General features: G+C 66.8%; 24 protein-coding genes. 17 read left to right on the top strand and 7 right to left on the bottom strand.

Annotated features, from left to right (window positions below; translation table 11 throughout):
• Window positions 1-4 precede the first annotated feature (4 nt).
• The 3 genes from KW843_RS13350 to KW843_RS13340 all read left to right on the top strand — a co-directional run bounded on the left by KW843_RS13350 (window position 5) and on the right by KW843_RS13340 (window position 3,363).
• The gene (locus KW843_RS13350) at window positions 5-1,294 is read left to right on the top strand and encodes a DNA polymerase IV (protein WP_218295618.1); all 1,290 of its coding nucleotides are present in this window, start codon (window positions 5-7) and stop codon (window positions 1,292-1,294) included.
• 152 nt (window positions 1,295-1,446) lie between these two features.
• Window positions 1,447-3,006, top strand: coding sequence for a methyl-accepting chemotaxis protein (locus KW843_RS13345; RefSeq protein WP_218295617.1), 1,560 nt, complete (start codon window positions 1,447-1,449; stop codon window positions 3,004-3,006).
• Between the two features lie 90 nt (window positions 3,007-3,096).
• Complete coding sequence (locus KW843_RS13340) at window positions 3,097-3,363, top strand: hypothetical protein (protein ID WP_218295616.1); 267 nt, start codon at window positions 3,097-3,099, stop codon at window positions 3,361-3,363.
• 17 nt (window positions 3,364-3,380) lie between these two features.
• Here the strand turns inward: KW843_RS13340 and queF are convergent, their stop codons facing one another.
• The 4 genes from queF to KW843_RS13320 all read right to left on the bottom strand — a co-directional run bounded on the left by queF (window position 3,381) and on the right by KW843_RS13320 (window position 9,339).
• The gene (queF, locus tag KW843_RS13335; protein WP_218295615.1) at window positions 3,381-4,226 is read right to left on the bottom strand and encodes an NADPH-dependent 7-cyano-7-deazaguanine reductase QueF; all 846 of its coding nucleotides are present in this window, start codon (window positions 4,224-4,226) and stop codon (window positions 3,381-3,383) included.
• A gap of 57 nt (window positions 4,227-4,283) precedes the next feature.
• On the bottom strand, window positions 4,284-5,195 hold the full coding sequence (locus KW843_RS13330) for a 2OG-Fe(II) oxygenase (RefSeq protein ID WP_218295614.1): 912 nt from the start codon (window positions 5,193-5,195) through the stop codon (window positions 4,284-4,286).
• 35 nt (window positions 5,196-5,230) lie between these two features.
• Window positions 5,231-6,016, bottom strand: a complete 786-nt coding sequence (yaaA, locus tag KW843_RS13325; RefSeq protein ID WP_218295613.1) for a peroxide stress protein YaaA — start codon at window positions 6,014-6,016, stop codon at window positions 5,231-5,233.
• 188 nt (window positions 6,017-6,204) lie between these two features.
• Window positions 6,205-9,339 carry an Rne/Rng family ribonuclease gene (locus KW843_RS13320; protein ID WP_218295612.1) on the bottom strand — a complete coding sequence of 1,045 codons (3,135 nt, stop codon included), beginning with the start codon at window positions 9,337-9,339 and terminating at the stop codon, window positions 6,205-6,207.
• Window positions 9,340-9,937: 598 nt separating this feature from the next.
• On the opposite strand from KW843_RS13320, the gene KW843_RS13315 reads away from it, so the two are divergent.
• The 4 genes from KW843_RS13315 to KW843_RS13300 all read left to right on the top strand — a co-directional run bounded on the left by KW843_RS13315 (window position 9,938) and on the right by KW843_RS13300 (window position 13,204).
• Window positions 9,938-10,951, top strand: a complete 1,014-nt coding sequence (locus KW843_RS13315; protein WP_218295611.1) for an RluA family pseudouridine synthase — start codon at window positions 9,938-9,940, stop codon at window positions 10,949-10,951.
• Window positions 10,952-10,971: 20 nt separating this feature from the next.
• The gene (locus KW843_RS13310; protein WP_218295610.1) at window positions 10,972-11,646 is read left to right on the top strand and encodes an HAD family hydrolase; all 675 of its coding nucleotides are present in this window, start codon (window positions 10,972-10,974) and stop codon (window positions 11,644-11,646) included.
• 32 nt (window positions 11,647-11,678) lie between these two features.
• Window positions 11,679-12,056, top strand: coding sequence for a Rieske 2Fe-2S domain-containing protein (locus tag KW843_RS13305; RefSeq protein WP_218295609.1), 378 nt, complete (start codon window positions 11,679-11,681; stop codon window positions 12,054-12,056).
• A 101-nt stretch (window positions 12,057-12,157) separates the two neighbouring features.
• The gene (locus KW843_RS13300) at window positions 12,158-13,204 is read left to right on the top strand and encodes a S49 family peptidase (protein WP_218295608.1); all 1,047 of its coding nucleotides are present in this window, start codon (window positions 12,158-12,160) and stop codon (window positions 13,202-13,204) included.
• 163 nt (window positions 13,205-13,367) lie between these two features.
• On the opposite strand, the gene KW843_RS13295 is transcribed toward KW843_RS13300, so the two are convergent.
• The 3 genes from KW843_RS13295 to KW843_RS13285 all read right to left on the bottom strand — a co-directional run bounded on the left by KW843_RS13295 (window position 13,368) and on the right by KW843_RS13285 (window position 16,048).
• Entirely contained in the window at window positions 13,368-14,501 is a 1,134-nt protein-coding gene (locus KW843_RS13295) for a toxin-antitoxin system YwqK family antitoxin (RefSeq protein ID WP_255594728.1), read from the bottom strand.
• A gap of 49 nt (window positions 14,502-14,550) precedes the next feature.
• Window positions 14,551-15,327 carry an SAM-dependent methyltransferase gene (locus tag KW843_RS13290; RefSeq protein ID WP_218295607.1) on the bottom strand — a complete coding sequence of 259 codons (777 nt, stop codon included), beginning with the start codon at window positions 15,325-15,327 and terminating at the stop codon, window positions 14,551-14,553.
• 121 nt (window positions 15,328-15,448) lie between these two features.
• Window positions 15,449-16,048 (bottom strand): nucleoside triphosphate pyrophosphatase, encoded by a 600-nt coding sequence (locus KW843_RS13285; RefSeq protein WP_218295606.1) that lies wholly within the window; start codon window positions 16,046-16,048, stop codon window positions 15,449-15,451.
• Window positions 16,049-16,073: 25 nt separating this feature from the next.
• Between KW843_RS13285 and KW843_RS13280 the strand changes: the two genes are divergently transcribed.
• The 10 genes from KW843_RS13280 (at window position 16,074) to rpoE (ending at window position 23,728) form a co-directional block, all read left to right on the top strand.
• On the top strand, window positions 16,074-16,625 hold the full coding sequence (locus KW843_RS13280; RefSeq protein WP_218295605.1) for a DUF177 domain-containing protein: 552 nt from the start codon (window positions 16,074-16,076) through the stop codon (window positions 16,623-16,625).
• 108 nt (window positions 16,626-16,733) lie between these two features.
• A complete protein-coding gene (rpmF, locus tag KW843_RS13275) occupies window positions 16,734-16,916 on the top strand; it encodes a 50S ribosomal protein L32 (RefSeq protein ID WP_005794249.1) in 183 nt (60 codons plus the stop codon).
• A 108-nt stretch (window positions 16,917-17,024) separates the two neighbouring features.
• A complete protein-coding gene (gene plsX / locus KW843_RS13270; RefSeq protein WP_218295604.1) occupies window positions 17,025-18,080 on the top strand; it encodes a phosphate acyltransferase PlsX in 1,056 nt (351 codons plus the stop codon).
• Window positions 18,080-19,057 carry a beta-ketoacyl-ACP synthase III gene (locus tag KW843_RS13265; protein ID WP_218295603.1) on the top strand — a complete coding sequence of 326 codons (978 nt, stop codon included), beginning with the start codon at window positions 18,080-18,082 and terminating at the stop codon, window positions 19,055-19,057. The genes plsX and KW843_RS13265 overlap by 1 nt, the downstream gene beginning before the upstream one ends.
• Window positions 19,058-19,117: 60 nt before the next feature.
• Entirely contained in the window at window positions 19,118-20,068 is a 951-nt protein-coding gene (fabD, locus tag KW843_RS13260; protein ID WP_218295602.1) for an ACP S-malonyltransferase, read from the top strand.
• Window positions 20,065-20,811, top strand: coding sequence for a 3-oxoacyl-ACP reductase FabG (gene fabG / locus KW843_RS13255; RefSeq protein WP_218295601.1), 747 nt, complete (start codon window positions 20,065-20,067; stop codon window positions 20,809-20,811). Before fabD ends, fabG begins: the two co-directional genes overlap by 4 nt.
• Before the next feature lie 103 nt (window positions 20,812-20,914).
• A complete protein-coding gene (acpP, locus tag KW843_RS13250) occupies window positions 20,915-21,154 on the top strand; it encodes an acyl carrier protein (protein ID WP_003058049.1) in 240 nt (79 codons plus the stop codon).
• Between the two features lie 48 nt (window positions 21,155-21,202).
• The gene (gene fabF, locus KW843_RS13245) at window positions 21,203-22,447 is read left to right on the top strand and encodes a beta-ketoacyl-ACP synthase II (RefSeq protein WP_218295600.1); all 1,245 of its coding nucleotides are present in this window, start codon (window positions 21,203-21,205) and stop codon (window positions 22,445-22,447) included.
• A gap of 135 nt (window positions 22,448-22,582) precedes the next feature.
• Window positions 22,583-23,095, top strand: coding sequence for a hypothetical protein (locus tag KW843_RS13240; RefSeq protein ID WP_218295599.1), 513 nt, complete (start codon window positions 22,583-22,585; stop codon window positions 23,093-23,095).
• A gap of 6 nt (window positions 23,096-23,101) precedes the next feature.
• A complete protein-coding gene (gene rpoE, locus KW843_RS13235) occupies window positions 23,102-23,728 on the top strand; it encodes an RNA polymerase sigma factor RpoE (protein ID WP_218295598.1) in 627 nt (208 codons plus the stop codon).

Genomic DNA, 23,728 nt, shown 5'->3' with positions numbered 1-23,728 from the left:
CACAATGGAGGCCGTGACCTCCGCACCGCCCGACGAGCCCTCCGCACCGCGCCTGCGTCGCATCGCGCACCTCGACATGGATGCCTTCTTCGCATCCGTCGAGCTGCTGCGCTACCCCCAGCTCAAGGGCCTGGCCGTGGTCATCGGCGGCGGGCGGCGCAAGGTGGACGAGCTGCTGCACCAGAGCCCCGATGGCCAGGGCCTGCGCGAGCCGCATTTCATCCCGGTGGCCGACTTTCCCCTGCTCAAGGACTATGTGGGCCGGGGCGTCATCACCACCGCCACCTACGCGGCGCGGCAGTTCGGCGTGGGCTCGGCCATGGGCATGATGAAGGCCGCCAGGCTGTGCCCCCATGCCATCGTGCTGCCCGTGGATTTCGACGAAGTGCGCCGCTTTTCGCGCCTGTTCAAGAGCACCATCACCGACATCGCTCCGGTGATGCAGGACCGGGGCGTGGACGAGGTCTACATCGACTTCACCGACGTGCCCGGGGGTCAGCGCGAAGGAGGCAGGGTGCTGGCACGGCTCATCCAGAAGAGGATCTTCGACGTGACGGGGCTGACCTGCTCCATCGGCGTGGCCCCCAACCGGCTGCTGGCCAAGATGGCCAGCGAGTTCAACAAGCCCAATGGCATCTCCATCGTCTATGAGTCGGATCTGCAGGCGAAGATCTGGCCGCTCAACGTGCGCAAGATCAACGGCATCGGCCCCAAGGCGGGTGAGAAGCTGGCGCGCCTGGGCATCGAGACCATCGGCCAGCTGGCGGCGCAGGATGAACAGTGGCTGATGGGGCACTTCGGCAAATCGACGGGGGCGTGGATGCACCGGGTGTCCTGGGGGCGGGACGACAGCCCCGTGGTGACCGAAAGCGAACCCGTGAGCATGAGCCGCGAGACCACCTTCGACCGCGACCTGCACGCCGTGCGCGACAAGGCGGAGCTGGGCGCGATCTTCACCGACCTGTGCCTGCGCCTGGCCGAAGACCTGCAGCGCAAGGGCTATGTGGCGCGCACCATCGGCATCAAGCTGCGCTACGACGACTTCAAGATGGCCACGCGCGACCACACCGCGGGCATCTACACGGCGGACGGCGCCACCATCCGCCAGCTGGCCGGGCAGTGCCTCAAGCGCGTGCCGCTGGACAAGCGCCTGCGCCTGCTGGGGGTGCGGGCCAGCACGCTGGCGCGGCGCGGGGAAGAGCCGGTGCTGGAGCCACGCACACCGGTGCCGGCCGGCGGCCGGGGGCGGCGGCCCGACGCGCAGGCCACCATGGAAACCGGTCAGCTTTTCTAGGCCCGAGGCTGCGCCCGGGGCCGCCCGTTTCTCGCGGCACCACCGCAATTCTTTTGGTGCCAGACGGTGTGATCGGCAGGTAGACTTGATCGGTATCAAGCGGTAGCGGACCGCGCCGCCTGCCGACGATGCGGGCCCATCAGGAGCTTTCCATGCGCATCAACCTGCCGGTGACCCAGCAGAATTTCGACTACCCCGGCGATGAGCTGCTGGTGTCCAGCACCAACACCAAGGGCGAGATCACGCACTGCAACCCCGCCTTCGTGCGCGTGAGCGGGTACAGCCACGACGAGCTTGTCGGCCAGCCCCACAGCATCATCCGCCACCCCGACATGCCCGCCGAGGCCTACAAGGACTTGTGGCGCACCGTCGGCCGGGGGGAGCCCTGGACGGGGCTGGTGAAAAACCGCCGCAAGAATGGCGACCACTACTGGGTGCGGGCCAATGTCACGCCCATCATGGAGGGGGGCAAGCCCCGCGCCTACATGTCGGTGCGCACCAAGCCCAGCGCGGCGGAGTCCGATGCCGCCGAGGCCCTGTATGCGCAGATGCGCCGCGATGCGGCCTCGGGCGCGCGCAGTTTCTACCTGGACGCCGGCAACCTGCGCTACCGCGGTGTGCGTGGCTGGCGGCAGCGCATGGCGCAAATGGCGTTGCTGCCCCGCATGGCGCTGGTGCTTGGGGTGTTGCTGCTGCTGGCGCTGGTGCCCGACATGCTGGGGCTGCAGGGCCCCGTGGCCTGGGTGACGCGCCTGGTGCTGCTGCTGGTGGGGAGCGGGTGGGCGCTGTGGCGCTACCAGGCCACCGTGCTGCGGGGCGTGCACGATGCGACCCGGTTCGCCTCCGACATCTCGGCATGCAATCTGGCCACCTCGGTCCACGTGGACTATCCACCGCCATTGGGCGCGCTCATGCAGCGGCTGCGGCAGACGCAGGTCAACCTGCGCGCGGTGGTGGGCGATGTGCGCACCGAAGTGCGCAGCTTCACCCAGTCGGCCGCCGAGATTTCGCGCGGCAGCCTGGACCTGTCGGCACGCACCGAATCGCAGGCGAGCAGCCTGGAGGAAACCGCCGCGTCGATGGAGCAGCTGGCCAGCACCGTGCAGCAGACGGCCGACACCGCCGCCAAGGTGTCGCACGAGAGCGCGCAAAGCAGCGACATCGCCACGCGCGGCGGCCAGGCCGTGCAGGAGGTGGGCGCTGCCATGCAGGAGATGAAGCAGTCGTCCACGCGCATCAGCGAGATCGTGGGCGTGATCGAGGGCATCGCCTTCCAGACCAACCTGCTGGCGCTCAATGCCGCCGTGGAGGCGGCCCGCGCGGGCGAGCAGGGCCGGGGCTTTGCCGTGGTGGCGGGGGAGGTCCGGGCCCTGGCGCAGCGCAGCGCCAGCTCGGCCAAGGAGATCAGCGGCCTGATCGGCGCGACGGTGAACCAGATCGCCAACGGCGCGCAGCAGATGGACCATGCGGGCACCACCATCCAGGGCGTGGTCAACGCCGTCGGGCGGGTGAGCACGCTGGTGCAGCAGATCAGCAGCGCGACCAAGGAGCAGTCCCAGGGCATCGCCCAGGTCAACGAGGCTGTCACGCAGCTCGACACCGTGACGCAGCAGAACGCGGCGCTGGTGGAGCAGTCGGCGGCATCGGCCCAGGGCCTCAAGGAAAGCGCCCTGTCGCTGGGCCGGTCCGTGGATGTGTTTCGCCTGGGCTAGCGGCCCTGCGCCGTGGCGGGGCGCGCGGTATTTCTTGACGAATTCTTACTGCTAGCTTACAGTGAATTTCCCGTTTTCCGGGAGGTTCCCATGACCCTGAACGAGCTGCAACGCATCAAGCAGTGGCATGTCGCGCACAAGGCCGAGCACCCGCTGGAGTACCACCTCTGGGACCTGGTGCTGACGATCTGGATGCTGGGGTGGGTGGGCTGGTTTCCCATCTGCGCCTTTGGCGAGCCCTGGACCGCGCCGGTGTGCCTGGTCGCCATCTTTCTGCCCAGCCTGTATGTGACCTGGCGCACCCGCGCGCATGCGCGCCACACCCTGCGGTGCGACTGGATTGACGCGCGCGGTTAGCGGATCTTTGGAGGGCCTTACTGGCGGGCGGTGCGCACGTTGCGCGGCAGGCCCTGCGGGTGGCTGGTGCGCAGCGGGTTGATGTCCAGGCCGCCCCGGCGCGTGTAGCGCGCATACACGGTGAGCTTGATGGGTTTGCAGCGGGTCCACACGTCCATGAAGATGCGCTCCACGCACTGCTCGTGGAATTCGTTGTGGTTGCGAAAGCTCACCAGGTACTGCAGAAGGCCTTCCTGGTTGATCTGCGGGCCGCTGTAGCTGATCTGCACGCTGCCCCAGTCGGGCTGGCCCGTCACCAGGCAGTTGCTCTTGAGCAGGTTGCTGGTGAGCACTTCGGACACGGGGGCCTCGCCAAACACGGCCGTCAGCAGCTCGGGCGCGGGCTGGTACTGCGTGCATTCCACGTCCAGCCGATCGAGGCTCAGGCCGTCGAGTTCGTGCACGGGCTCCTGGTCGAACAGTTCGGGGCTGAGGAGCCGCACGCCCACGGTGGCCGGGTGCTCCGCGCCGCGCCACACGGCCTCGCTGATGTCGGCACGGATGCGGGCCTGCACCTCGGCCGCATCCGTGAATCGGGTGTTGTTGAAGCTGTTGAGGTAGAGCTTGAACGACTTGCTCTCCACGATGTTGGGGGTCTCGCACGGCACGGTGATGTGCGCCAGCGCCACCTGCGGCTTGCCGCGCTGGTTGAGCCACGACAGCTCGAACGCCGTCCACAGGTCGGCGCCGAAGAACGGCGCGGCGCCGGTGACACCGATCTCGGCCCGCTTGCCCGCGCGGGGGATGGGGAACAGCAGAGAGGCGTCGTACTGGTCGATGTAGGCCGATGCCTTGCCGAGTTGGGATTGTTCCGGGGTGTTCATGGATACTATTAAATTGATAGCTGGTAGCGCAATGTGGATAAGCGCCAGGGCCTGTTTTTATTTGAATTCCCGCTCGCGCAGCCACTTGGTGGCGATCCATTTTTCGCCGGCGATCACCGGGGCGCCGCCATGCAGGGTGCGCGTGGACGGGTGCGGGCGCTCGTAGCTGAAGAACACGGCATTGCCGCGCTGCGGCGCCACTTCCACATGCACATCGGGGAAGGTGGTGCCGCCGCCTTTCTCGGGCGTGTTCAGGTACATCACGAGCGTGCCCACACGCTGGCCGCCGCGCTTGACGATGGTGGGCGTGCCCGGCTCGGCGGGGTCGAAGTAGTCGTAGTGCGGCTTGTATTCGGCGCCGGGGCGGTAGTGCAGCACCTGCAGGCCCTCGCCGTTCTCGATGGGCCAGTTCAGCAGGCGGGCGATGCGCTCCTCGATGCGCTGCAGCAGTGGGCTTTCGCCGCGCTGGAAGAACATGCCGTCGCTCGTGCGGTCGTCGTTGACTTCCTCGCCCCCCGTCTTGGTGGCCACGGTGAGCGAGCGCGCCATGCGCGGCGCGGCGGCGGCGATCAGCGCATCGCATTCTTCGGGCGACAGCAGGTTGCCGAACACCACGATGCGCGGCTGGGCGATCGCCAGCAGCACGTTCACGCTGCGGTCGCCGGCCTCAAGCTGCGCGGGGGATTCGTCCAGCCGCGGCTCGGGCACCGCCACGGCGGGTGGCTGGCCCTGCTGCACGGCCAGTTCGTTGAGGTGGTCCTGCAGCGTGATCTCCAGCGCATCGGCGGCCACGTCCTCATCCCAGCCCGCATCGCGCATGGACTGCAGCACCACGGGCGCGGCATAGCCTGCCTGGGCCTGCTCGATGATCCAGCGGCGCAGCTCGGGCGTGATGGCCTGCCGCGCGGCACCGCGGTCCTGTTGGGTTGCCGTGGTGCTGTCCGGGTGCTGTTCAGAACGCGATGTCATGGCGGTCCTTCAACGTAAGCAGGTTTCTTTCGGGGTTACGGGGCGGGTGCTGCCTTGCGCCGGAATACCAGGCGCTCGGGCCCGGATGATGCCGGGGCAAAGGCATAGCCGTCCAGATCAAACCCTTCCAGCTGGCGGGGTGTGGCAAGGCGGTGCGTGACGGCATAGCGGGCCATGAGGCCGCGCGCGCGCTTGGCGTGGAAGCTGATGATCTTGTAGCCGCCGCCTTTCCAGTCCTCGAACACGCATTCGACCACGCGTGCCTTGAGCGCCTTGCGGTCCACGGCCTTGAAGTACTCCTGCGACGCCAGGTTGACCACGACGGGCGTGGTGTCGGCGCGCAGCCGGGTGTTGAGGTGCTCGGCGATCTGGCTGCCCCAGAACTGGTACAGGTTGCTGCCCGCGGCCGTGGCCAGGCGCGTGCCCATCTCCAGCCGGTAGGGCTGCATGCGGTCGAGCGGGCGCAGCACGCCGTACAGGCCGCTCAGGATCGCCACGTGGCGCTGGGCCCAGTCCAGGTCGTCGGCGGTGAGCGCGCGCGCCTGCAGGCCTTCGTACACGTCGCCGTTGAAGGCCAGCAGCGCCTGGCGCGAGTTGGCGGCGGTGAAGCGGGGGCGCCAGGCCTGGTAGCGCGCCACGTTGAGCGCGGCCAGCTTGTCGCTCAGGTCCATGAGCGAGGCGATGTCCTGGGGGGACTGGGTGCGCAGCACCTCGATCAGGGCCGTGGACTGTGGCACGAACTGGGGCGTGGAATGGGGCAACCCCTCGGGCAGGGGGGTGTCGTAGTCAAGGGATTTGGCAGGGGACAGCAGGAACAGCATGTGGGAGTCCGGGTGGTCCGTGGGGCTCGGAAGGGGAGAAGGCTGGGCGGAGCGAGGCCGGAATGCCGGCAGCGGCCAAAATGGTACCTGCTGCAGGGCCGCCGCAGCGCCAAGGCGTTGTTCAGGGCCCCCAAAGCAAGAAGGCGGCCCTGGGCCGCCTTCTTGTTTTCAGGGCCGCAGCCGGTGGATCAGGCCGCCGGCGGCTGCTCGAAAGGCAGGGTCATCGCCGACAGGTCGCGGCGGGTTTCCACCAGCACCAGCGGGCCTTCGTCCAGCACGACCGCGGGCGGCCGTTCGCGTGGAACGCGGATGGGTTGCGGTTCGGCGGCGATCGCCGCCTGCACGGCGGCGATCTTGCCCGCGTCCGAGTTCACCCATTGCAGCCCCGACGAGGCGGCAACCTGCTGGAGCTCGTCGACCGGCAGCGTGAAGGACTGGACACGGGGCATGCCGTTGGCGGCAGCCGCCGCAGCAGCAACCGCCACCGGGGCTGGCGCGGGCGCGGCAACGGGTGCGGCCGGGGGCGCCACGGGTGCCGCGGCAGCAGGGGCCGTGGCGGCCACCGGAGCAGCCACGGGCGCTGGCGCTGCAGCCGCCACCGGGGCGGCAGCCGGAGCCTCGGCCACGGCGGCCTCCACCGGTGCGGCGGGGGCGCTGAAGTAGCTGCGGCGTGGAGCCTCATCCTGCTCCGGCGCCGGTTCGGCCTGGGGTGCGGCGACGGCGGTGGGATCGAAGTCCAGCATCGCCGGTGCCGCTGCCGTGGTCTCGGCGCTGTCGCGAGGACCTCGCTCGCCGCGTTCGCGGCGGTCACGGCCGTAGCGGTCGCGCGAGCGGCGCTCGCGGCGCTGCTGCTCTTCGCTGGCCGGGGCTCCATTGCCCGCGGCCACGTCGTTGCCGGACAGGTCCAGGTCGGGCAGCGATGCCAGCGGGGCGGTGTCGACGAAGTCGCCCGCGGCCGGCGCGGTGCTCTCCTGCGCTTCGACAGCACGGGGCGTGCGTTCGCCGCGCTCTGCACGGTCTCCACGTTCGCGGCGGCCGGAGCCTTCGCCACGGTCACGGCGCGGACCGCGCTCGCCGCGCGGCTGCTGGCCCGCTTCCGCGCTGTTGCCGTTCGGACCTTCCACCTGCGCCTGCGCGGCAGCGGTGTTGTCGCCGTTCAGGCCGGCGGCCTGGTTGCGGGGCTCTGCGTCGCGGCGGCCACGGCCACCGTCACGCCCGTTGCGGCCTTCGCGTCCCTCGCGGGCTTCGCCTTCGGGGCGGCGGTCGGTGTCGCGGGGTGGACGGCCCTCGGCGTCGCGCGGAGCGCGGCCTTCGGCCGAGCGCTCGCCACGGCGGCCGCGGCCTTCGCTGGCGCCTTCGCGGTTGCCGCCATCACGGCCGCCTTCGCGTTGGCCTTCCCGGTTGCCATCGCGGCCACCACGGCGGCCACGGCCTTCGCCGTTGCGGCCATCGCGGCGGGGCTCGCCGCGGCCCGTGGTTTCAGGTGTGGCGGCGGGGGCAGGGGCTGCTGCCACCGGTGCGGGGGCTGCCGGTGCATCGCCAAAGCCGAACAGGCTCTTGAGCCAGGAAAAGAAGCCTTGCTCCTGCGGCGCGGCGGCGGCAGCGGGCGCTGGCGCAGCCACGGGGGCCTGGGCGGGTGCCGCGGGCGCGGCAGCGGGGCGCTGGCCGGCGCGGGGTGGGCGGGCCGCGCCTTCGGGGCGGGGCTCGGCCACGGGGGCGGGAGCATCGGGCAGCACGCCCTTGATGACGGGGGTCTGCTTGTTGGTGGGCTCCTGCGAGCGGCGCGTCACGGCCGTGGGGTCTTCCACTTCCTCGGCGAGCTTGTAGCTGGCTTCGATGTGGTCCAGGCGCGGATCGTCGTGCTTGAGGCGTTCCAGGCGGTAGTTGGGGGTTTCCAGCGTCTTGTTGGGCACCATCAGCACGGCCACGCGCTGCTTGAGTTCGATCTTGGCGATCTCGGTGCGCTTTTCGTTGAGCAGGAACGAGGCCACTTCCACCGGCACCTGGCAGTGCACGGCGGCCGTGTTGTCCTTCATGGACTCTTCCTGGATGATCCGCAGGATCTGCAGGGCCGAGCTTTCCGTGTCGCGGATGTGGCCCGAGCCGCCGCAGCGGGGGCAGGGGATGGACGAGCCTTCGCTCAAGGCGGGCTTCAGGCGCTGGCGGCTCATCTCCATGAGGCCGAACTTGCTGATGGTGCCGAACTGCACGCGGGCGCGGTCCTGGCGCAGCGCGTCGCGCAGGCGGTTTTCCACTTCGCGGCGGTTCTTGCTCTCCTCCATGTCGATGAAGTCGATCACGATCAGGCCGCCCAGGTCGCGCAGGCGCATCTGGCGCGCCACTTCGTCGGCGGCTTCCAGGTTGGTGCGGGTGGCGGTTTCCTCGATGTCGCCGCCCTTGATGGCGCGGGCCGAGTTCACGTCCACGCTGACCAGCGCTTCGGTGTGGTCGATCACGATGGCGCCGCCCGAGGGCAGTTGCACGGTGCGTGCGTAGGCCGATTCGATCTGGTGCTCGATCTGGAAGCGGCTGAACAGGGCGGCGTCGTCGCGGTAGCGCTTCACGCGGGCGGCATGCTCGGGCATGACGTGCGCCATGAACTGCTGCGCCTGTTCGTAGATGTCGTCGGTATCGATGAGGATGTCACCGATGTCGTTGTTGAAGTAGTCGCGGATCGCGCGGATGACGAGGCTCGATTCCTGATAGATCAGGAAGGCGCCCTTGCCGCCCTTGGCGGCGCCGTCGATGGCGTTCCACAGCTTGAGCAGGTAGTTCAGGTCCCACTGCAGCTCGGGCGCGGTGCGGCCGATGCCGGCGGTGCGCGCGATGATGGACATGCCGTTGGGGTATTCCAGCTGGTCCATCGCCTCCTTGAGCTCGGCGCGGTCCTCGCCCTCGATGCGGCGCGAAACGCCACCGCCACGGGGGTTGTTGGGCATCAGCACCACGTAGCGGCCGGCCAGCGAGACGAAGGTGGTCAGGGCCGCGCCCTTGTTGCCGCGCTCTTCCTTTTCGACCTGGACCAGCAGCTCCTGGCCCTCGCGGATCACTTCATTGATGCGTGCCTGGCTGGGCGAGACACCGGGGGTGAAGTAGCTGCGCGAGATTTCCTTGAACGGCAGGAAGCCGTGGCGGTCTTCGCCGTAGTCGACGAAGCAGGCTTCCAGCGAGGGCTCGACGCGCGTGACGACGGCCTTGTAGATGTTGCCCTTGCGCTGTTCGCGCCCCTCGATTTCGATTTCGTAGTCGAGGAGCTTCTGTCCGTCGACGATGGCCAGGCGCCGTTCTTCAGGCTGCGTGGCGTTGATGAGCATCCGCTTCATGATGCGATTCCTTCAGTGTTTCGCGGACAGCAGCGGAGCAGCCAACCGTGACCCACGGAGAGGGCTGCGCGGGCTGCCGCCCACAGTTTCCAAACCAATACAACAAGCTCTACAGGAGCTGTGAATGCCTGGACTGACGCATCGAAACGAAGGGAATTGCCGGGAATGCCAAGGGTCTGCCGAGCGCTAGCGCGGCAGGAAAAGGCAGGGGCGCGTGGATGGGGGCGAGTGAGAGTGGCGCAGTTTTGCTACTAAAATAGTAGCGTGTTGCGCTTGCAGGACGGGCGCTGGGGCGGAATGTGCGTGTGCGGCCGGGGGCAACAGCCACCGCCACAAGGTCACCATCCATGCCATCAACAACCACATGCTCGCTTCGATCCGCTGGCAGGCTGCTCCCGGGTAGGGTGCGTCTGCCAGCTTGGGGATTCCGTATCAGTGTTTCAATCTGTCAGCCCGCCGAACGAAGCGCAGGCCACCGCAGGCATCTGGCCTGCAATCTGCGTGCACGACGCCCGCTGGCATCGACCTTCCTGCACGAGGGAAAGGGTTGCGTGGACTAAACTCCAGACAAATCAACCACTTACACAGCAACGCGCAGGTGAAACACATTATAGGGGCCAAACCGCCATCCGACCGCACCACGGCGGCAAGCCCTCCGGCGGCACGCCTGATCGAGGTCGATTCCGATTCCGCGGGCCAGCGGCTCGATAACTTTTTGATACGCCACTTGAAAGGTGTGCCAAAAACGCACGTCTACCGCATCATCCGCAGCGGCGAGGTGCGCATCAACAAAGGCCGCGTGAGTGCCGACACCCGCGTGGAAGCAGGGGACGTGGTGCGCCTGCCTCCTGTTCGAATTTCAGACAAGGTGGCCGAGAAGGCCGAGCGTCCGGCGCCCGCGCGCGAATTTCCCATCCTGCTCGAAGACGAGCATCTGATCGCCATCGACAAACCTGCCGGCGTGGCGGTGCACGGCGGCAGCGGCGTGAGCTTCGGCGTGATCGAGCAGTTGCGCCAGGCGCGCCCGGCCGCGAAGTTCCTGGAGCTGGTGCACCGGCTGGACCGCGAGACCTCGGGCATCCTGCTGGTGGCCAAGAAGCGCTCGGCGCTCACGCACCTGCAGGACCAGTTCCGCGAGCGCGAGACCGGCAAGACCTACCTGGCACTCGTCACGGGTGCCTGGCCCGCCAACAAGAAAGTCATCGACCTGCCGCTGCACAAGTACCTGCAGGCCGACGGGGAGCGCCGTGTGCGCGTGACCACGGCCGACGACCCGGACGGCATGCGCTCCGTCACGCTCGTCAAGGTGCGCAGTTCCGTGCCCCCGCGCCCCGCGCAGGGGCTGCCCGCCATGTCGCTGCTGGAGGTGACCATCAAGACCGGCCGCACCCACCAGATCCGCGTGCACCTGGCCAGCCAGGGGCATGCCATCGTGGGGGACGACAAGTACGGGGATTTCGACCTCAACAAGCGGCTGCAGAAGCTGGGCATGAAGCGCATGTTCCTGCATGCCTGGCGGTTACAGTTCAACCATCCCGCCTCGGGCGAGCGCGTGGCGCTCCATGCCGAGCTGCCGTCCGAACTGGCCGGCTTTGTGCCTTCTCCTGCCTGAAATGGCGCGAACAACCCCCCATGCCCTCCACCACCTCCCGCCCGCGCCGTTTCGATCTCATCGCCTTTGACTGGGACGGCACCCTGTTTGATTCCACCGCCATCATCGTGCGCTGCATCCAGGCGGCGGTTCGCGATGTCGGTGGCACGGTGCCCACCGACAAGGAGGCCGCCTACGTGATCGGCATGGGGCTCATGCAGGCCCTGGCCCATGCCGCCCCCGACGTGCCGCCCGAGAAGTACACCGACCTGGGCAACCGCTACCGGTTCCACTACATCCAGCACCAGGAGGACCTGAGCCTGTTCGACGGCGTGCTGCCGCTGCTGGCCGACCTGCGCGATCGCGGGCACCTGCTGGCGGTGGCCACGGGCAAGAGCCGCCGCGGCCTGGACGATGCGCTGCATTCGGTGGACCTGCGCGGCGTGTTCGATGGCTCGCGCACGGCCGACCAGACCGCGGGCAAGCCGCATCCGCTGATGCTGCAGGAGCTGATGGCCGAGTTCGACGTGCCGCCCGAGCGGCTGCTGATGGTGGGCGACACCACGCACGACCTGCAGATGGCGGTGAATGCCGGCTGCGCCAGCGTGGGGGTGAGCTACGGCGCGCATGAGCCCGAGGTGTTCCATGCGCTCAACCCGCTGCACGTGGCCCATTCGGTGCGCGATTTGCACGACTGGCTGCTGCAATACGCTTGACGAGGGTGCACGATGCGCAAACGAGCATTCCCATGACGGACCTTCCTGACCGGGCCATTGCGTTGTGCAACAGCGCCGACCTGGCCGACAGCGGCCTGGCTGTTGCGTTTGACGTGGCCTATGCGGGGCAGACCTGCCGGGCCTTTGCCATCCGCTACCGCGGCACACCCCATGCCTACCTCAACCGCTGCACGCACGTGGCGATGGAAATGGACTACCAGCCCGACCGGTTTTTCGACGACACCGGCCAGTGGCTGCTGTGCGCCACCCATGGTGCGGCCTATCTGCCCAGCACGGGGCAGTGCGCGGGGGGGCCCTGCCGGGGCGGCCTGGTGAAAATTGCCTTGTCGGAAAGCGATGGCGTGGTGCACTGGCATACTGCATACAACCTGCAACCCGTGGAGTTCTAGAAAATCTAGATGAATTACCCTTATGTGCTGTCGTCCGGTGCCTTGCCCGTGCCCTGGACAGGCCGCCCCGGCAAGGCAGGCGCAGCGCCAGGACGCATGACATGACCGACCCCCAAACGCCCGGTTCCCCGGGTTTTGACCCCAAAAACAACCCAGCGCCCGACCTGTGGGCGCAATCAGCTACGAATTCAGGAGCATCTGTGAGCGACTCATCGCGTGAACCCGGCTGGGAACGCGCCACGCTGGAAAAGCTGGCCTTCTCTGCCCTGCAAGAGCAACGCAGCGCCCGCCGCTGGAAGATATTCTTCCGGCTGGCATGGCTGCTGCTGATCGCCGCCGTTGCCTTCGCCGCCCTGCGCCAGGCGTCGCCCAGCGCCAGCAAGAGCGCGCCGCACACGGCGGTGGTCGACATCAAGGGCGAGATCGCCGCGGGCGCCGAGGCCAGCGCCGAGTTCGTCGTGGCCGCGATGCGCAGCGCGCTGGAGGACGAAGGCTCGCAGGCGCTGGTGCTGCTCATCAATTCGCCCGGCGGCAGCCCGGTGCAGGCCGGCATCATCAACGACGAGATCGTGCGCCTGAAGGCCAAGCACAACAAGCCGATCTATGCCGTGGTGGAGGAAACCTGCGCCTCGGCCGCGTACTACATCGCCGCCGCGGCGGACGACATCTATGTGGACAAGGCCAGCATCGTGGGCAGCATCGGCGTGCTGATGGATGGCTTCGGCTTCACCGGCACCATGGAAAAGCTGGGCGTGGAGCGCCGCCTGCTGACCGCTGGCGAGAACAAGGGCTTTCTCGACCCGTTCAGCCCGCAGACCGAAAAGCAGCGCGCCTACGCGCAGACCATGCTCGACCAGATCCACCAGCAGTTCATCGCCGTGGTGAAGGCCGGGCGCGGCGACCGCCTCAAGACCACGCCCGACACGTTCAGCGGCCTGTTCTGGACCGGCCAGCAGGCCGTGGAAATGGGCCTGGCAGACAAGCTGGGCAACCTGGACTACGTGGCGCGCGAGGTGGTGAAGGCCGAGGACATCATCGACTACACCCGCCGCGACAACGTGGCCGAGCGCCTGGTCAAGCGTTTTGGCGCCGCCATCGGCGTGGGCGCGGTCAAGTCGCTGTCGGTGGCGGGGCCGCAGCTGCGCTGACGCCACCTGATCTGGCCTGCGGGCCACTCGCAGCCAATGCCCTGGGTGGAGATTCCATCCGGGGCATTTTTGCGTATGGGCGTGTGCGAATGGCGCCGCTGACCGGGCGGTGCAAGCCTCAGGGGCGGCAGGAGGGTGGAGGGGCAGGGGTCTGATGCCTGCTTCAGCTGTCCAGCCCGCCGGCCCTGCGCTGGCGCGAGCCATCTTCAAGAATGGTGTCGTCCGCCACGAGCTTGCCCGCTTCGTCCCACTGCTTGCGCGCCGTGAGACGCGTGCGGCCGCGGGCATCGGGGGCGGAATACTGCTCTTCCATCGCCAGCCGGCCGTTGTCGTGGAACGCCTGCTGCGTTCCCACGGGCCACTGGTCCTTGGTGAGCTGGTCGCGCCGCAGGAGGCTGCCGTCGTCGCGGTGCATCTCGCGCAGCAGGCGGGCCTGCTCGCCGGTGCCGCTCCAGGTGCTGCGTTCGCGCACGGACCCGTTGAGGTACCAGTGCTCCACCTGCACCTCGCGCCCGCCGTCAAAACCGCGCTGCTCGATGAGCTGGCCCGATGCGCCGTAGCGCCGGGTGCTCCACAGAGGGCCCCGGGTGTCGCGCAGCGCGCGCTCGTCGGGGGCGAAAACGCGTTCCTCGCGCAGCACGCTCCTGCCGCCTTCGGTGTGGAAGCTGCGGTGAACGCGCCGGCCTTCCACCACGAGCTGCTGGGCGGAGACGAGGCCGCCGCTGGTCCATTCGGTGGCGCTCAGCAGGCGGCCCTGGTCGTACCGAAGCTGTGCGGTTGGGGTCCCGTTTTCCGCGTGCAGCAGGGTGTCGGTGGCGCCATCGAAGCCGCAGAGCTTGCGGTCTTCGGGCAGCACGCTGGCACGGGGGCAGAGCAGGCGCGTGGGCTGGCCCCTGCCGTTGGTCTCCACATGAAAGAGCTCCTGCCCGTCGCCATGGAACGACACCCGCTCCACGCGGCCGGTGGCATCGAAGCGGCGCACCGCGCCCTGGGTGCGGCCGTTGTCGGCGGTTTCCTCGCGCCGCACCTGGCCGTTGGGCCAGAACTCGGCCACCCGGCCGTGGCTGTTGCCGCGTTCGTTCACCGTGCGCTCGCGCTGCAGGCGGCCTTCGCGGTCGAACATGCGCTCCTGGCCGAGGTACTTGCCATCGCGCAGCTCCTGCTCTCGCTGGACATGGCCCGTGTCCTCTTCGCGGCAGCGCACGAGCCCGGACTGTCCGGCCGTTTCGGCACCGTTGGAGATGTTGATGGCCTTGCCGTTCAATTCACAACGAATAATGGCCTCTGCGCTTGTCATATAAGCGCTACAAGCTATTAAAAATATAGCAATCGAATGCGGCTGCATGTCAGCGGCCCAATGCGAACACCACGGGGGTGCGGTTGTCGGGGGGCTCGGGCTGCTGGCGCCATTGCCGCACCAGCTGGCTGCGGATGCGTGCGTCCGGCAGCGTCAGCCCGCTGGCCAGCGCCAGCCGGGTGTGGGGTTGCAGCGCCTGGACCAGCGCCTGCCACAGGGCCGCATTGCGGTACGGGGTTTCGATGAAGAGCTGGGTCTGCCCTGTCTTGAGGGCCAGGCCTTCGAGTTCCTTGATGCGCTGGGTGCGCTCCTGGCTGTCCTGTGGCAGATAACCGACGAACGCGAAGTTCTGCCCGTTCAGGCCGCTGGCCGCCAGTGCGAGGAGCAGCGACACCGGGCCCACCAGGGGGGCCACGGGGATCTGCAGATCGTGCGCGGCGCGCACCACGGACGAGCCCGGGTCGGCCACGGCGGGCATGCCCGCCTCGCTGACCAGTCCCATGTCATGCCCCGCCAGCGCGGCGGCCAGCAGGGGGCGGGCATCGAAGGGGGCCGACCCCTTGTCGCCATGGTCTCCCTTCTTGTGCACCTCGCGCGGCAGTTCGGTGATCTGCTGCTGCTGCAGGGAAGCGGCCAGGGGGTGGAGGGCATCGACGCGCTTGAGGTAGGCGCGGGTGCTCTTGGCGTTCTCGCACACCCAGTGGGTGAGCCGCGCCGCGGTCTGCAAGGTGCTGGCGGGCAGCGCATCCTGCAGCGGAACCTGGCTGTCGCAGCCAAAATCGAGCGGCGCGGGCACCAGGTACAGCGTTCCGGTTCTTGCGTTCATCGCTGGTCTCCATGGGGCTGCGTGGTACCGGCCGTCCAGGCAACTGGCGCAGCCCAGGCCGGGGCGTGCCCTTCTGCGCAAAGAGAGGGTGGCGGCGCGAAGCGGCTCGGGGGATGTTTCATCACGGCAGTACCAGCCCTGCCGCCCGCAGCATGCGGCAGGTGCGGATCAGGGGCAGCCCAATGAGCGCGGTGGGGTCGTCGCTCACGATGGCATCGAGCAGCACGATGCCCAGGCCTTCGCTCTTGGCGCTGCCCGCGCAGTCGTAGGGCTGCTCGGCGCGCAGGTAGCGCTCTATCTCTGCGTCGGACAGGTCGCGGAATTTCACCTCCACCGCAGCCAGGTCCACCTGCTCGAAGCCCGTGGCGGCGCACACCACGGCCACGGCGGTCTGGAACACCACGGTCTGGCCCCGCATCTGGCGCAACTGCTGCACCGCGCGCTCGTGGTGGCCCGGCTTGCCCAGGGGTTCGCCCGCAAGGTCGGCGACCTGGTCGGAGCCGATCACCACGGCATCGGGGTGCTGGCGGGCCACCGCCTGGGCCTTGGCCACCGCCAGGCGCAAGGCCAGCGCGCGCGGGACCTCGCCCGGGCGGGGCGTCTCGTCCACATCGGGGGCGGCAACGTCGAAACGCAGGTTCAACCGCTGGAGCAATTCGCGTCGGTACCGCGAGGTGGAGCCCAATACCAGAGGGCGTTGCAGGGGAGGGGATTGATGCATGCGCCGATTCTCTTACACTGCCGCCATGACCAAGGAATTCTCCGCACAGCGCCTGGACGTGAAAGCCTTTGCACAGGCGGGCGGTCGGCTGTCGGGCCACGATTCGCTCTTGAAGTACGAACGCCTGGCCCAGGAGGCCAAGGGCCTGCACCCGGACCTGATGGTGGACTGGGAGGCGGTCGGCGAAGTGCGCACGGCGCTGGGTGGCATGGGCCAGGTGTGGCTGCATCTCAAGGTGCAGGCCAGTTTCCCCATGGAGTGCCAGCGCTGCATGACCCCGGTGGATGTCCCCTTGGAGGTGGACCGCGAGTTCCGCTTCGTGGCCGACGAAGCCACGGCCGAGGCGCTGGACGACGAGAGCGAGGAAGACCTGCTGGCCATGAGCCGCGAATTTGATCTGCGCGAGCTGATCGAAGACGAATTGCTGATGGCGCTGCCCGTGGTGCCCAAGCACGACGAATGCCCGACCTCGGTGCCCCTGGCTTCCTCGGATGAGGATTTCGAAGAGGCCAACGCCGAGAAGCCCAACCCATTTGCCGCGCTGGCGGGCCTGCGAAAACCCGGCAAAGGGTCATGAAGAGGCCGCGAGCCATTTAGGCTATAATCGAGGGCTTCGCGCGAATCCCCTCGTGTCTTTAATGGGCTGATCGCGTTTTTACCAACCTATTCAAGACCAGGAGCCATCATGGCCGTTCAGCAAAACAAAAAGTCCCCTTCCAAGCGCGGCATGCACCGCTCGCACAATGCCCTGAATGTGCCGGGCATTGCCGTGGAACCCACGACCGGTGAAACGCACCTGCGCCACCACATCAGCCCCAACGGCTTCTACCGCGGCCGCCAGGTGCTGAAGAACAAGTCTGAAGCCTGACTTTCGCCCCATCCAAAGGCCCGTTGCTACTGAAATCGTAGCGCGGGCCTTTGTTTTGACCGTTGCATTTCATCTTCCGGCCTGTCTGGCCGGTCGGACAAGTCGCCCATGATCACACTGGCTGTTGACTGCATGGGGGGCGACCATGGCCCCCGCGTCACGCTCGCGGCGTGCCGTCAGTTCCTAGATAACCACCCTGATGCCCGCCTGCTGCTCGTTGGCCTGGCGGACAGCCTGCAGTCGTTCTCGCACGACCGCGCCACCATCGTGCCCGCTTCCGAAGTGGTGGCCATGGATGACCCCGTGGAGGTGGCCCTGCGCAGGAAGAAGGACTCTTCGATGCGCGTGGCGATCCAGCAGGTCAAGGATGGCGCCGCCTCGGCGGCTGTCTCCGCAGGCAATACCGGCGCCCTGATGGCCATTGCCCGCTATCTGCTCAAGACGCTCGACGGCATCGACCGCCCGGCCATCGCCACGCAGATGCCCAATGCCGCCGGCGGCGCCACCACGGTACTGGACCTGGGCGCCAACGTGGATTGCTCTGCGGAGCACCTGCTTCAGTTCGCCGTCATGGGCTCCGCGCTGGTGTCCGCCCTCAGGGATGGCGGCGAGCCGACGGTGGGTCTCCTCAATATCGGTGAGGAAGTCATCAAGGGCAGCGAAGTGATTAAAAAAGCAGGTGAACTCCTGCGATCTGCTGCCAATTCTGGCGATCTGAATTTCTATGGAAATGTCGAAGGCAATGACATCTTCAAGGGAACGGTGGATATCGTCGTGTGTGACGGCTTTGTCGGCAACGTGGCCCTCAAGGCCAGCGAAGGCGTCGCGTCGATGATCATCGGTGCGCTCAAGACCGAGTTCTCGCGCAACATCTTCACCAAAGTTGCTGCCATCACTGCCTATCCGGTCTTAAAAGCGCTGATGAAGCGTATGGACTACCGTCGGTACAACGGTGCGGCCCTTCTGGGGCTGCGTGGACTGGTGTTCAAGAGCCATGGGTCGGCTGACACAATGGCCTTCGAGCAGGCGTTGAACCGGGCGTATGATGCAGCCCGCAACAACTTGCTCGACCGTGTCCGGACCCGGATTGCGCATGCAGCGCCTCTTCTGGTGCCTGCAGATGCACAGCCCCAGCCTGGCGTTGCGGCGACGATCACACATTGATGAGACGCTACTCCCGCATTACCGGCACCGGCAGCTACCTGCCCCCGCGCCGGCTGACCAACGCTGATCTGGTGGCCGAACTGGCCCAGCGCGGCATAGAAACCTCGGACGAATGGATCGTGGAGCGCACGGGCATCCGCGCCCGCCATTTCGCGGCGCCTGATGTCGCCAGCAGCGATCTGGGGCTGGAAGCCGCGCGCAACGCCCTGGAGGCCGCGGGGCTGCAGCCCACGGACATCGATCTGATCATCGTGGCCACGTCCACGCCGGACATGGTGTTTCCTTCGGCTGCCTGCATATTGCAGAACAAGCTGGGCGCCAATGGTTGCCCGGCGTTTGATGTGCAGGCGGTGTGCAGCGGTTTTGTCTATGCCCTGTCCGTGGCGGATGCCATGATCCAGACGGGGGCCGCCAACCGCGCGCTGGTCATTGGCGCTGAGGTTTTCAGCCGTATCCTGGACTTCAACGACCGTACCACCTGCGTGCTGTTTGGCGATGGGGCGGGTGCTGTGGTGCTGGAAGCCTCTGAGACGCCCGGCATCCTGTCCAGCGACCTGCACGCCGACGGCAGGCATGTGGGAATCCTGTGCGTGCCCGGCAACGTGGCCGGTGGCCAGGTGCTGGGGGACCCGGTCCTCAAGATGGACGGGCAGGCTGTTTTCAAGCTCGCTGTCGGGGTGCTCGAAAAGGCCGCACATGCGGTGCTCGCGAAGGCGGGCATGACGGAGGCCGACATCGACTGGCTGATCCCGCACCAGGCCAACATCCGCATCATGCAGGGCACCGCCCGCAAGCTCAAGCTGTCCATGGACAAGGTGGTGGTCACGGTGGACCAGCATGGCAATACATCGGCCGCTTCCATTCCCCTCGCGCTGGACCACGCGGTGCGCTCCGGCCAGGTCAAAAAGGGCGAGACCCTGCTGCTCGAAGGTGTGGGCGGTGGCTTTACCTGGGGCGCGGTGCTCCTGAAGTTATAGCTTTCAGCGCTTATTGAATAAGCGCTGGGACTCGATTTCAATCATATTTCTGGATTTTTCATGAAATCTTTTGCATTTGTCTTTCCGGGGCAAGGCTCGCAATCGGTGGGCATGCTCGACGGATGGGGCGATCACCCGGTGGTCGTCCAGACCCTGCAGGAGGCATCGGATGCCCTGGGCGAGAACGTCGGCCTGTTGATCAAGGACGGCCCCAAGGAGGCGCTTGCGCTGACCACCAATACGCAGCCCGTGATGCTGGTGGCGGGGGTCGCTGCATGGCGCGTGTGGCGCGCGGAGGGCGGCGCGGCTCCCGTGGCTGTGGCTGGCCATTCGCTGGGCGAATATTCGGCGCTGGTGGCGGCGGGGGTGCTGACGCTGGCCCAGGCCGCGCCACTGGTGCGCCTGCGGGCGGCCGCCATGCAGGAGGCCGTGCCCGTCGGCACCGGAGCGATGGCGGCGATTCTGGGCATGGAAGCCTCCAAGGTCATCGCGGGCTGCGCCGAGGCGCTGGCTTCGCTGGGTGCGGGCACGTCCGAGGTGGTCGAGGCGGTCAATTTCAACGACCCCATCCAGACCGTCATTGCAGGGACCAAGGCTGGTGTCGACAAGGCCTGCGAAGTTCTCAAGGCGGCGGGTGCCAAGCGTGCATTGCTGTTGCCTGTCTCCGCACCCTTTCATTCCAGCCTGATGAAGCCCGCCGCCGAGAAGCTGCGGCTGGCGCTGGCGGATGTGGCGTTTGCCGTTCCCCAGATCCCTGTGCTGAACAACGTGGATGTCGCGGTTCGCCAGGACGCGGATGCGATCCGGGATGCGCTGTACCGGCAGGCCTTTGGCCCCGTGCGCTGGGTGGAATGCGTGCAGGCCCTCAAGGCGCGCGGCGTGACCCATATTGTTGAAAGTGGCCCTGGCAAGGTGCTGGCTGGCCTGACCAAGCGCATCGACCCCGAGTTGGTGGGTGGTGCAATGTTTGATCCGGCCACGCTGGCCGAAACCCGGGAGTTGCTGGCATGACGGAAACCTCATCGGCCGCGCAGGTGGCGTTGGTGACAGGCGCATCGCGCGGCATTGGCGCGGCCATTGCGCTGGAACTGGCTGTTCGTGGCTATCAAGTGGTGGGCACGGCCACGACCGACGAGGGGGCTGAGCGCATCAGCCAGGCCCTGTCGGCCTATCCGGGCTGCCGCGGCGCCAACCTGAACGTGAACGATGCGGCCGCCGTTGATGCGCTGCTGGATGCCATCGTCAAGCAGCAGGGCGGATTGCATGTGCTGGTGAACAATGCGGGCATCACCCGCGATACGCTGGCCATGCGCATGAAGGACGACGACTGGGACGCGGTGCTCGACACCAATCTCAAGGCCGTCTTTCGCGTGAGCCGTGCGGCGATCCGTCCGATGATGAAGCAGCGTTTTGGGCGCATCATCAGCATCACCAGCGTGGTGGGTGCCTCGGGCAATCCAGGCCAGGCCAACTACGCGGCCGCCAAGGCGGGCGTGGCCGGCATGGCGCGCGCACTGGCCCGCGAACTGGGCAGCCGCGGCATCACGGTCAACTGTGTGGCGCCGGGTTTTATCGAAACCGACATGACCTCCGTGTTGCCCGAAGACCAGCAAAAAGCGCTCAATGCGCAGATTCCCCTGGGCCACATGGGCAAGCCCGCAGACATCGCCCATGCGGTGGCCTACCTGGCTTCGCGCGAGGCTGGCTATGTCACCGGGCAGGAGTTGCATGTCAATGGCGGCATGTATATGTAATTGATGGAAGATAACGCCGGTTCATCCGGACGGCGGGCTGCTGAGGGGCTTCTCCTGAAGCAGCTAGAATCGCGGATTCATTCACAACCCCCAGAGGGAAACCATGAGCGATATCGAAGCACGCGTCAAAAAAATCATTGCCGAACAACTCGGCGTGGAAGAGTCCCAAGTCACCAATGAAAAGGCCTTCGTGGCAGACCTCGGTGCCGACTCGCTTGACACGGTGGAGCTGGTGATGGCGCTGGAAGACGAATTCGGCATCGAGATTCCGGATGAAGACGCCGAGAAGATCACCACGGTGCAAAACGCCATCGACTACGCCAATACCCACCAGAAGGCCTGAGCGGCGCTCTGCGCCTGACTCAAGCGATCAGCAGAAGGTTTTTTACGCATGAGCCGTCGTCGCGTTGTCGTGACCGGCCTGGGATGCGTCAGCCCCGTGGGCAACACGGTGGCCGAATCCTGGGCCAACCTCCTTGCCGGAAAATCCGGCATTGATCTCATCACCAAGTTCGACGCGTCGAACTTCGCCTGCAAGATCGCGGGGGAGGTCAAAGGTCTTGACCTGGAGTCGTACATCAGCGCCAAGGATGCGCGCGCGATGGACAGCTTCATTCATTTCGGCATCGCGGCAGCTGCGCAGGCGGTGCAGGATGCCGGCCTGCCCACGGGTGAGGCGCTCAGCGAAGAGTTCGCCACGCGCATTGCCTGTGTGATCGGATCGGGGATTGGTGGCCTGCCACTGATCGAGAACACCCACGCGGAACTGGTCAGCCGCGGCCCCCGTCGCATCACGCCGTTCTTCGTGCCGGCGTCCATCATCAACATGGTGGCGGGCCACGTGTCCATGCGCTTTGGCTTCAAGGGCCCCAACCTGGCGGTGGTCACTGCCTGCACCACGGGCCTGCACTGCATCGGCGAGGCCGGCCGGATGATCGAGTACGGCGATGCCGACGTGGTGGTCGCCGGTGGCACGGAATCCACCGTATCGCCGCTGGGCATCGGGGGGTTCGCGGCCATGCGTGCCCTGTCCACCCGCAACGACGACCCCAAGACAGCATCCCGCCCCTGGGACAAGGACCGCGATGGTTTTGTGCTGGGCGAGGGCGCCGGCGTGATGGTGCTGGAAGAATACGAGCATGCCAAAGCCCGGGGTGCCAAGATTTACGCAGAATTGAGCGGCTTTGGCATGAGTGCCGATGCCGGGCACATGACGGCCCCCAACATGGATGGCCCGCGCCGCGCCATGCTGAACGCCTTGCGCAATGCGGGCATGAATGCCGACCAGGTCGACTACCTGAACGCCCACGGTACTTCCACGCCCCTGGGTGACATCAACGAAACAAATGCCATCAAGGCGGCCTTGGGCGACCATGCCTACAAGACCGTGGTGAGTTCTACCAAATCCATGACCGGCCACTTGCTGGGCGGCGCGGGTGGTATCGAGAGCATCTTCACGGTGTTGGCGCTGCATGAGCAAAAGGTGCCGCCGACCATCAATTTGCTGAATCAGGATCCGGAGTGCGATCTGGATTACTGCGCCAACACGGCGCGTGACATGAAGATCGACGTGGCCGTCAAGAACAACTTCGGTTTTGGCGGCACCAACGGAACCCTGGTCTTCAAACGCGTCTGATCCTCTGGCACCACATCCTGCCGCGCTGGATGACAAGGCCTTTCTGCCTTGTTGTTGCCTTGAGCCCGAGGGCGGGCCCGCCGCGAAGCTGTGCCCCTGCTTGGGCCGTGGGCTTTTGGTGACCGGTGGCGCGCCATGGACGTGATCTCCTCGCGGCGGCCGCCGGCGGTGCTGTACCCCCTGCGGCGCAGCCGTGCCCTGGGCTGTGTGCTGGCTGGCGTGCTGCTGGCAGGCGCGGGCGGGCTCGGGGCGTGGTTCTTTCGAGGCTCGGGTGCGGGCTCCCTCTGGCCTGTTCTGGCCGGCGGCGGGCTCTGGCTCGTGGCCGCCGCCAGCGCACTGCACTTCTGGGTTCACCAGCTTTCTGGTGCCATTCGCTGGGACGGACAGTCCTGGGCTCTGGAGAGTGGGCAGCCCGGCGACACATTGGCGGCACTTTCCGCTTCCCCGGAAGTCCTTCTCGACGTGCAATCGCATCTGTGGCTGCATGCGCGGCCCGCGGGGCGCGGCCGCATCTGGCTGTGGCTGGAGCGTTCCACCCAGCCTGAACGTTGGATGGATCTGCGCCGTGCGGTATATTCGCGCCCCAGACCGGGCGCTGGCAACGCTGACGAAACCGCCCCGGCAGCAGCCGTGGGGCGTGAATCCTGAGTATCCATGACTGTAATTCCGCCTTCCCCTTCCGAAGACAGCGATCTCCAACTGGTGGAGCGCACGGTGGCGGGCGATCAGCGCGCCTATGAGCTACTGGTCATCAAGTACCAGCGCCGCATCGAGCGCCTCATTGGGCGCATGGTGCGCGACACCGACCTCGTGCAGGACATCGCACAGGAGACGTTCATCCGTGCCTACCGCGCACTGCATCAGTTCCGCGGCGATGCGCAGTTCTATACCTGGCTCTACCGGATTGCCGTCAATACCGCCAAGAAGGCGCTGATGGACATGAAACGCAATCCCGTCATTTCGGAGAATGCGCTGCGAGGGAATGAGGATGAAGATGAAACTTCCCGCCTCGGACACGAACTAACCAGCGAAGAAACCCCCGAAACCGTGCTCGCGGCCCGAGAAATCGCGCAAGCCGTCAATGCGGCCATGGAGGCATTACCCGAAGATCTGCGCCAGGCGGTGACCTTGCGCGAGATCGAGGGACTGAGTTACGAAGAGATCGCAACGGCCATGGATTGCCCCATTGGCACGGTGCGGTCCCGGATTTTCCGGGCGCGTGAGGCCATTTCGGCAAAAGTGCGCCCCTTGCTTGAAAACCAGTCGGGCAAACGGTGGTGA

Source organism: Acidovorax sp. sif1233 (assembly GCF_019218755.1).
In the GTDB taxonomy this organism is placed as follows: domain Bacteria; phylum Pseudomonadota; class Gammaproteobacteria; order Burkholderiales; family Burkholderiaceae_C; genus Acidovorax.
Note: the sequence above shows the minus strand (reverse complement) of the source record. Positions and strands in the feature narration are given on the sequence as shown.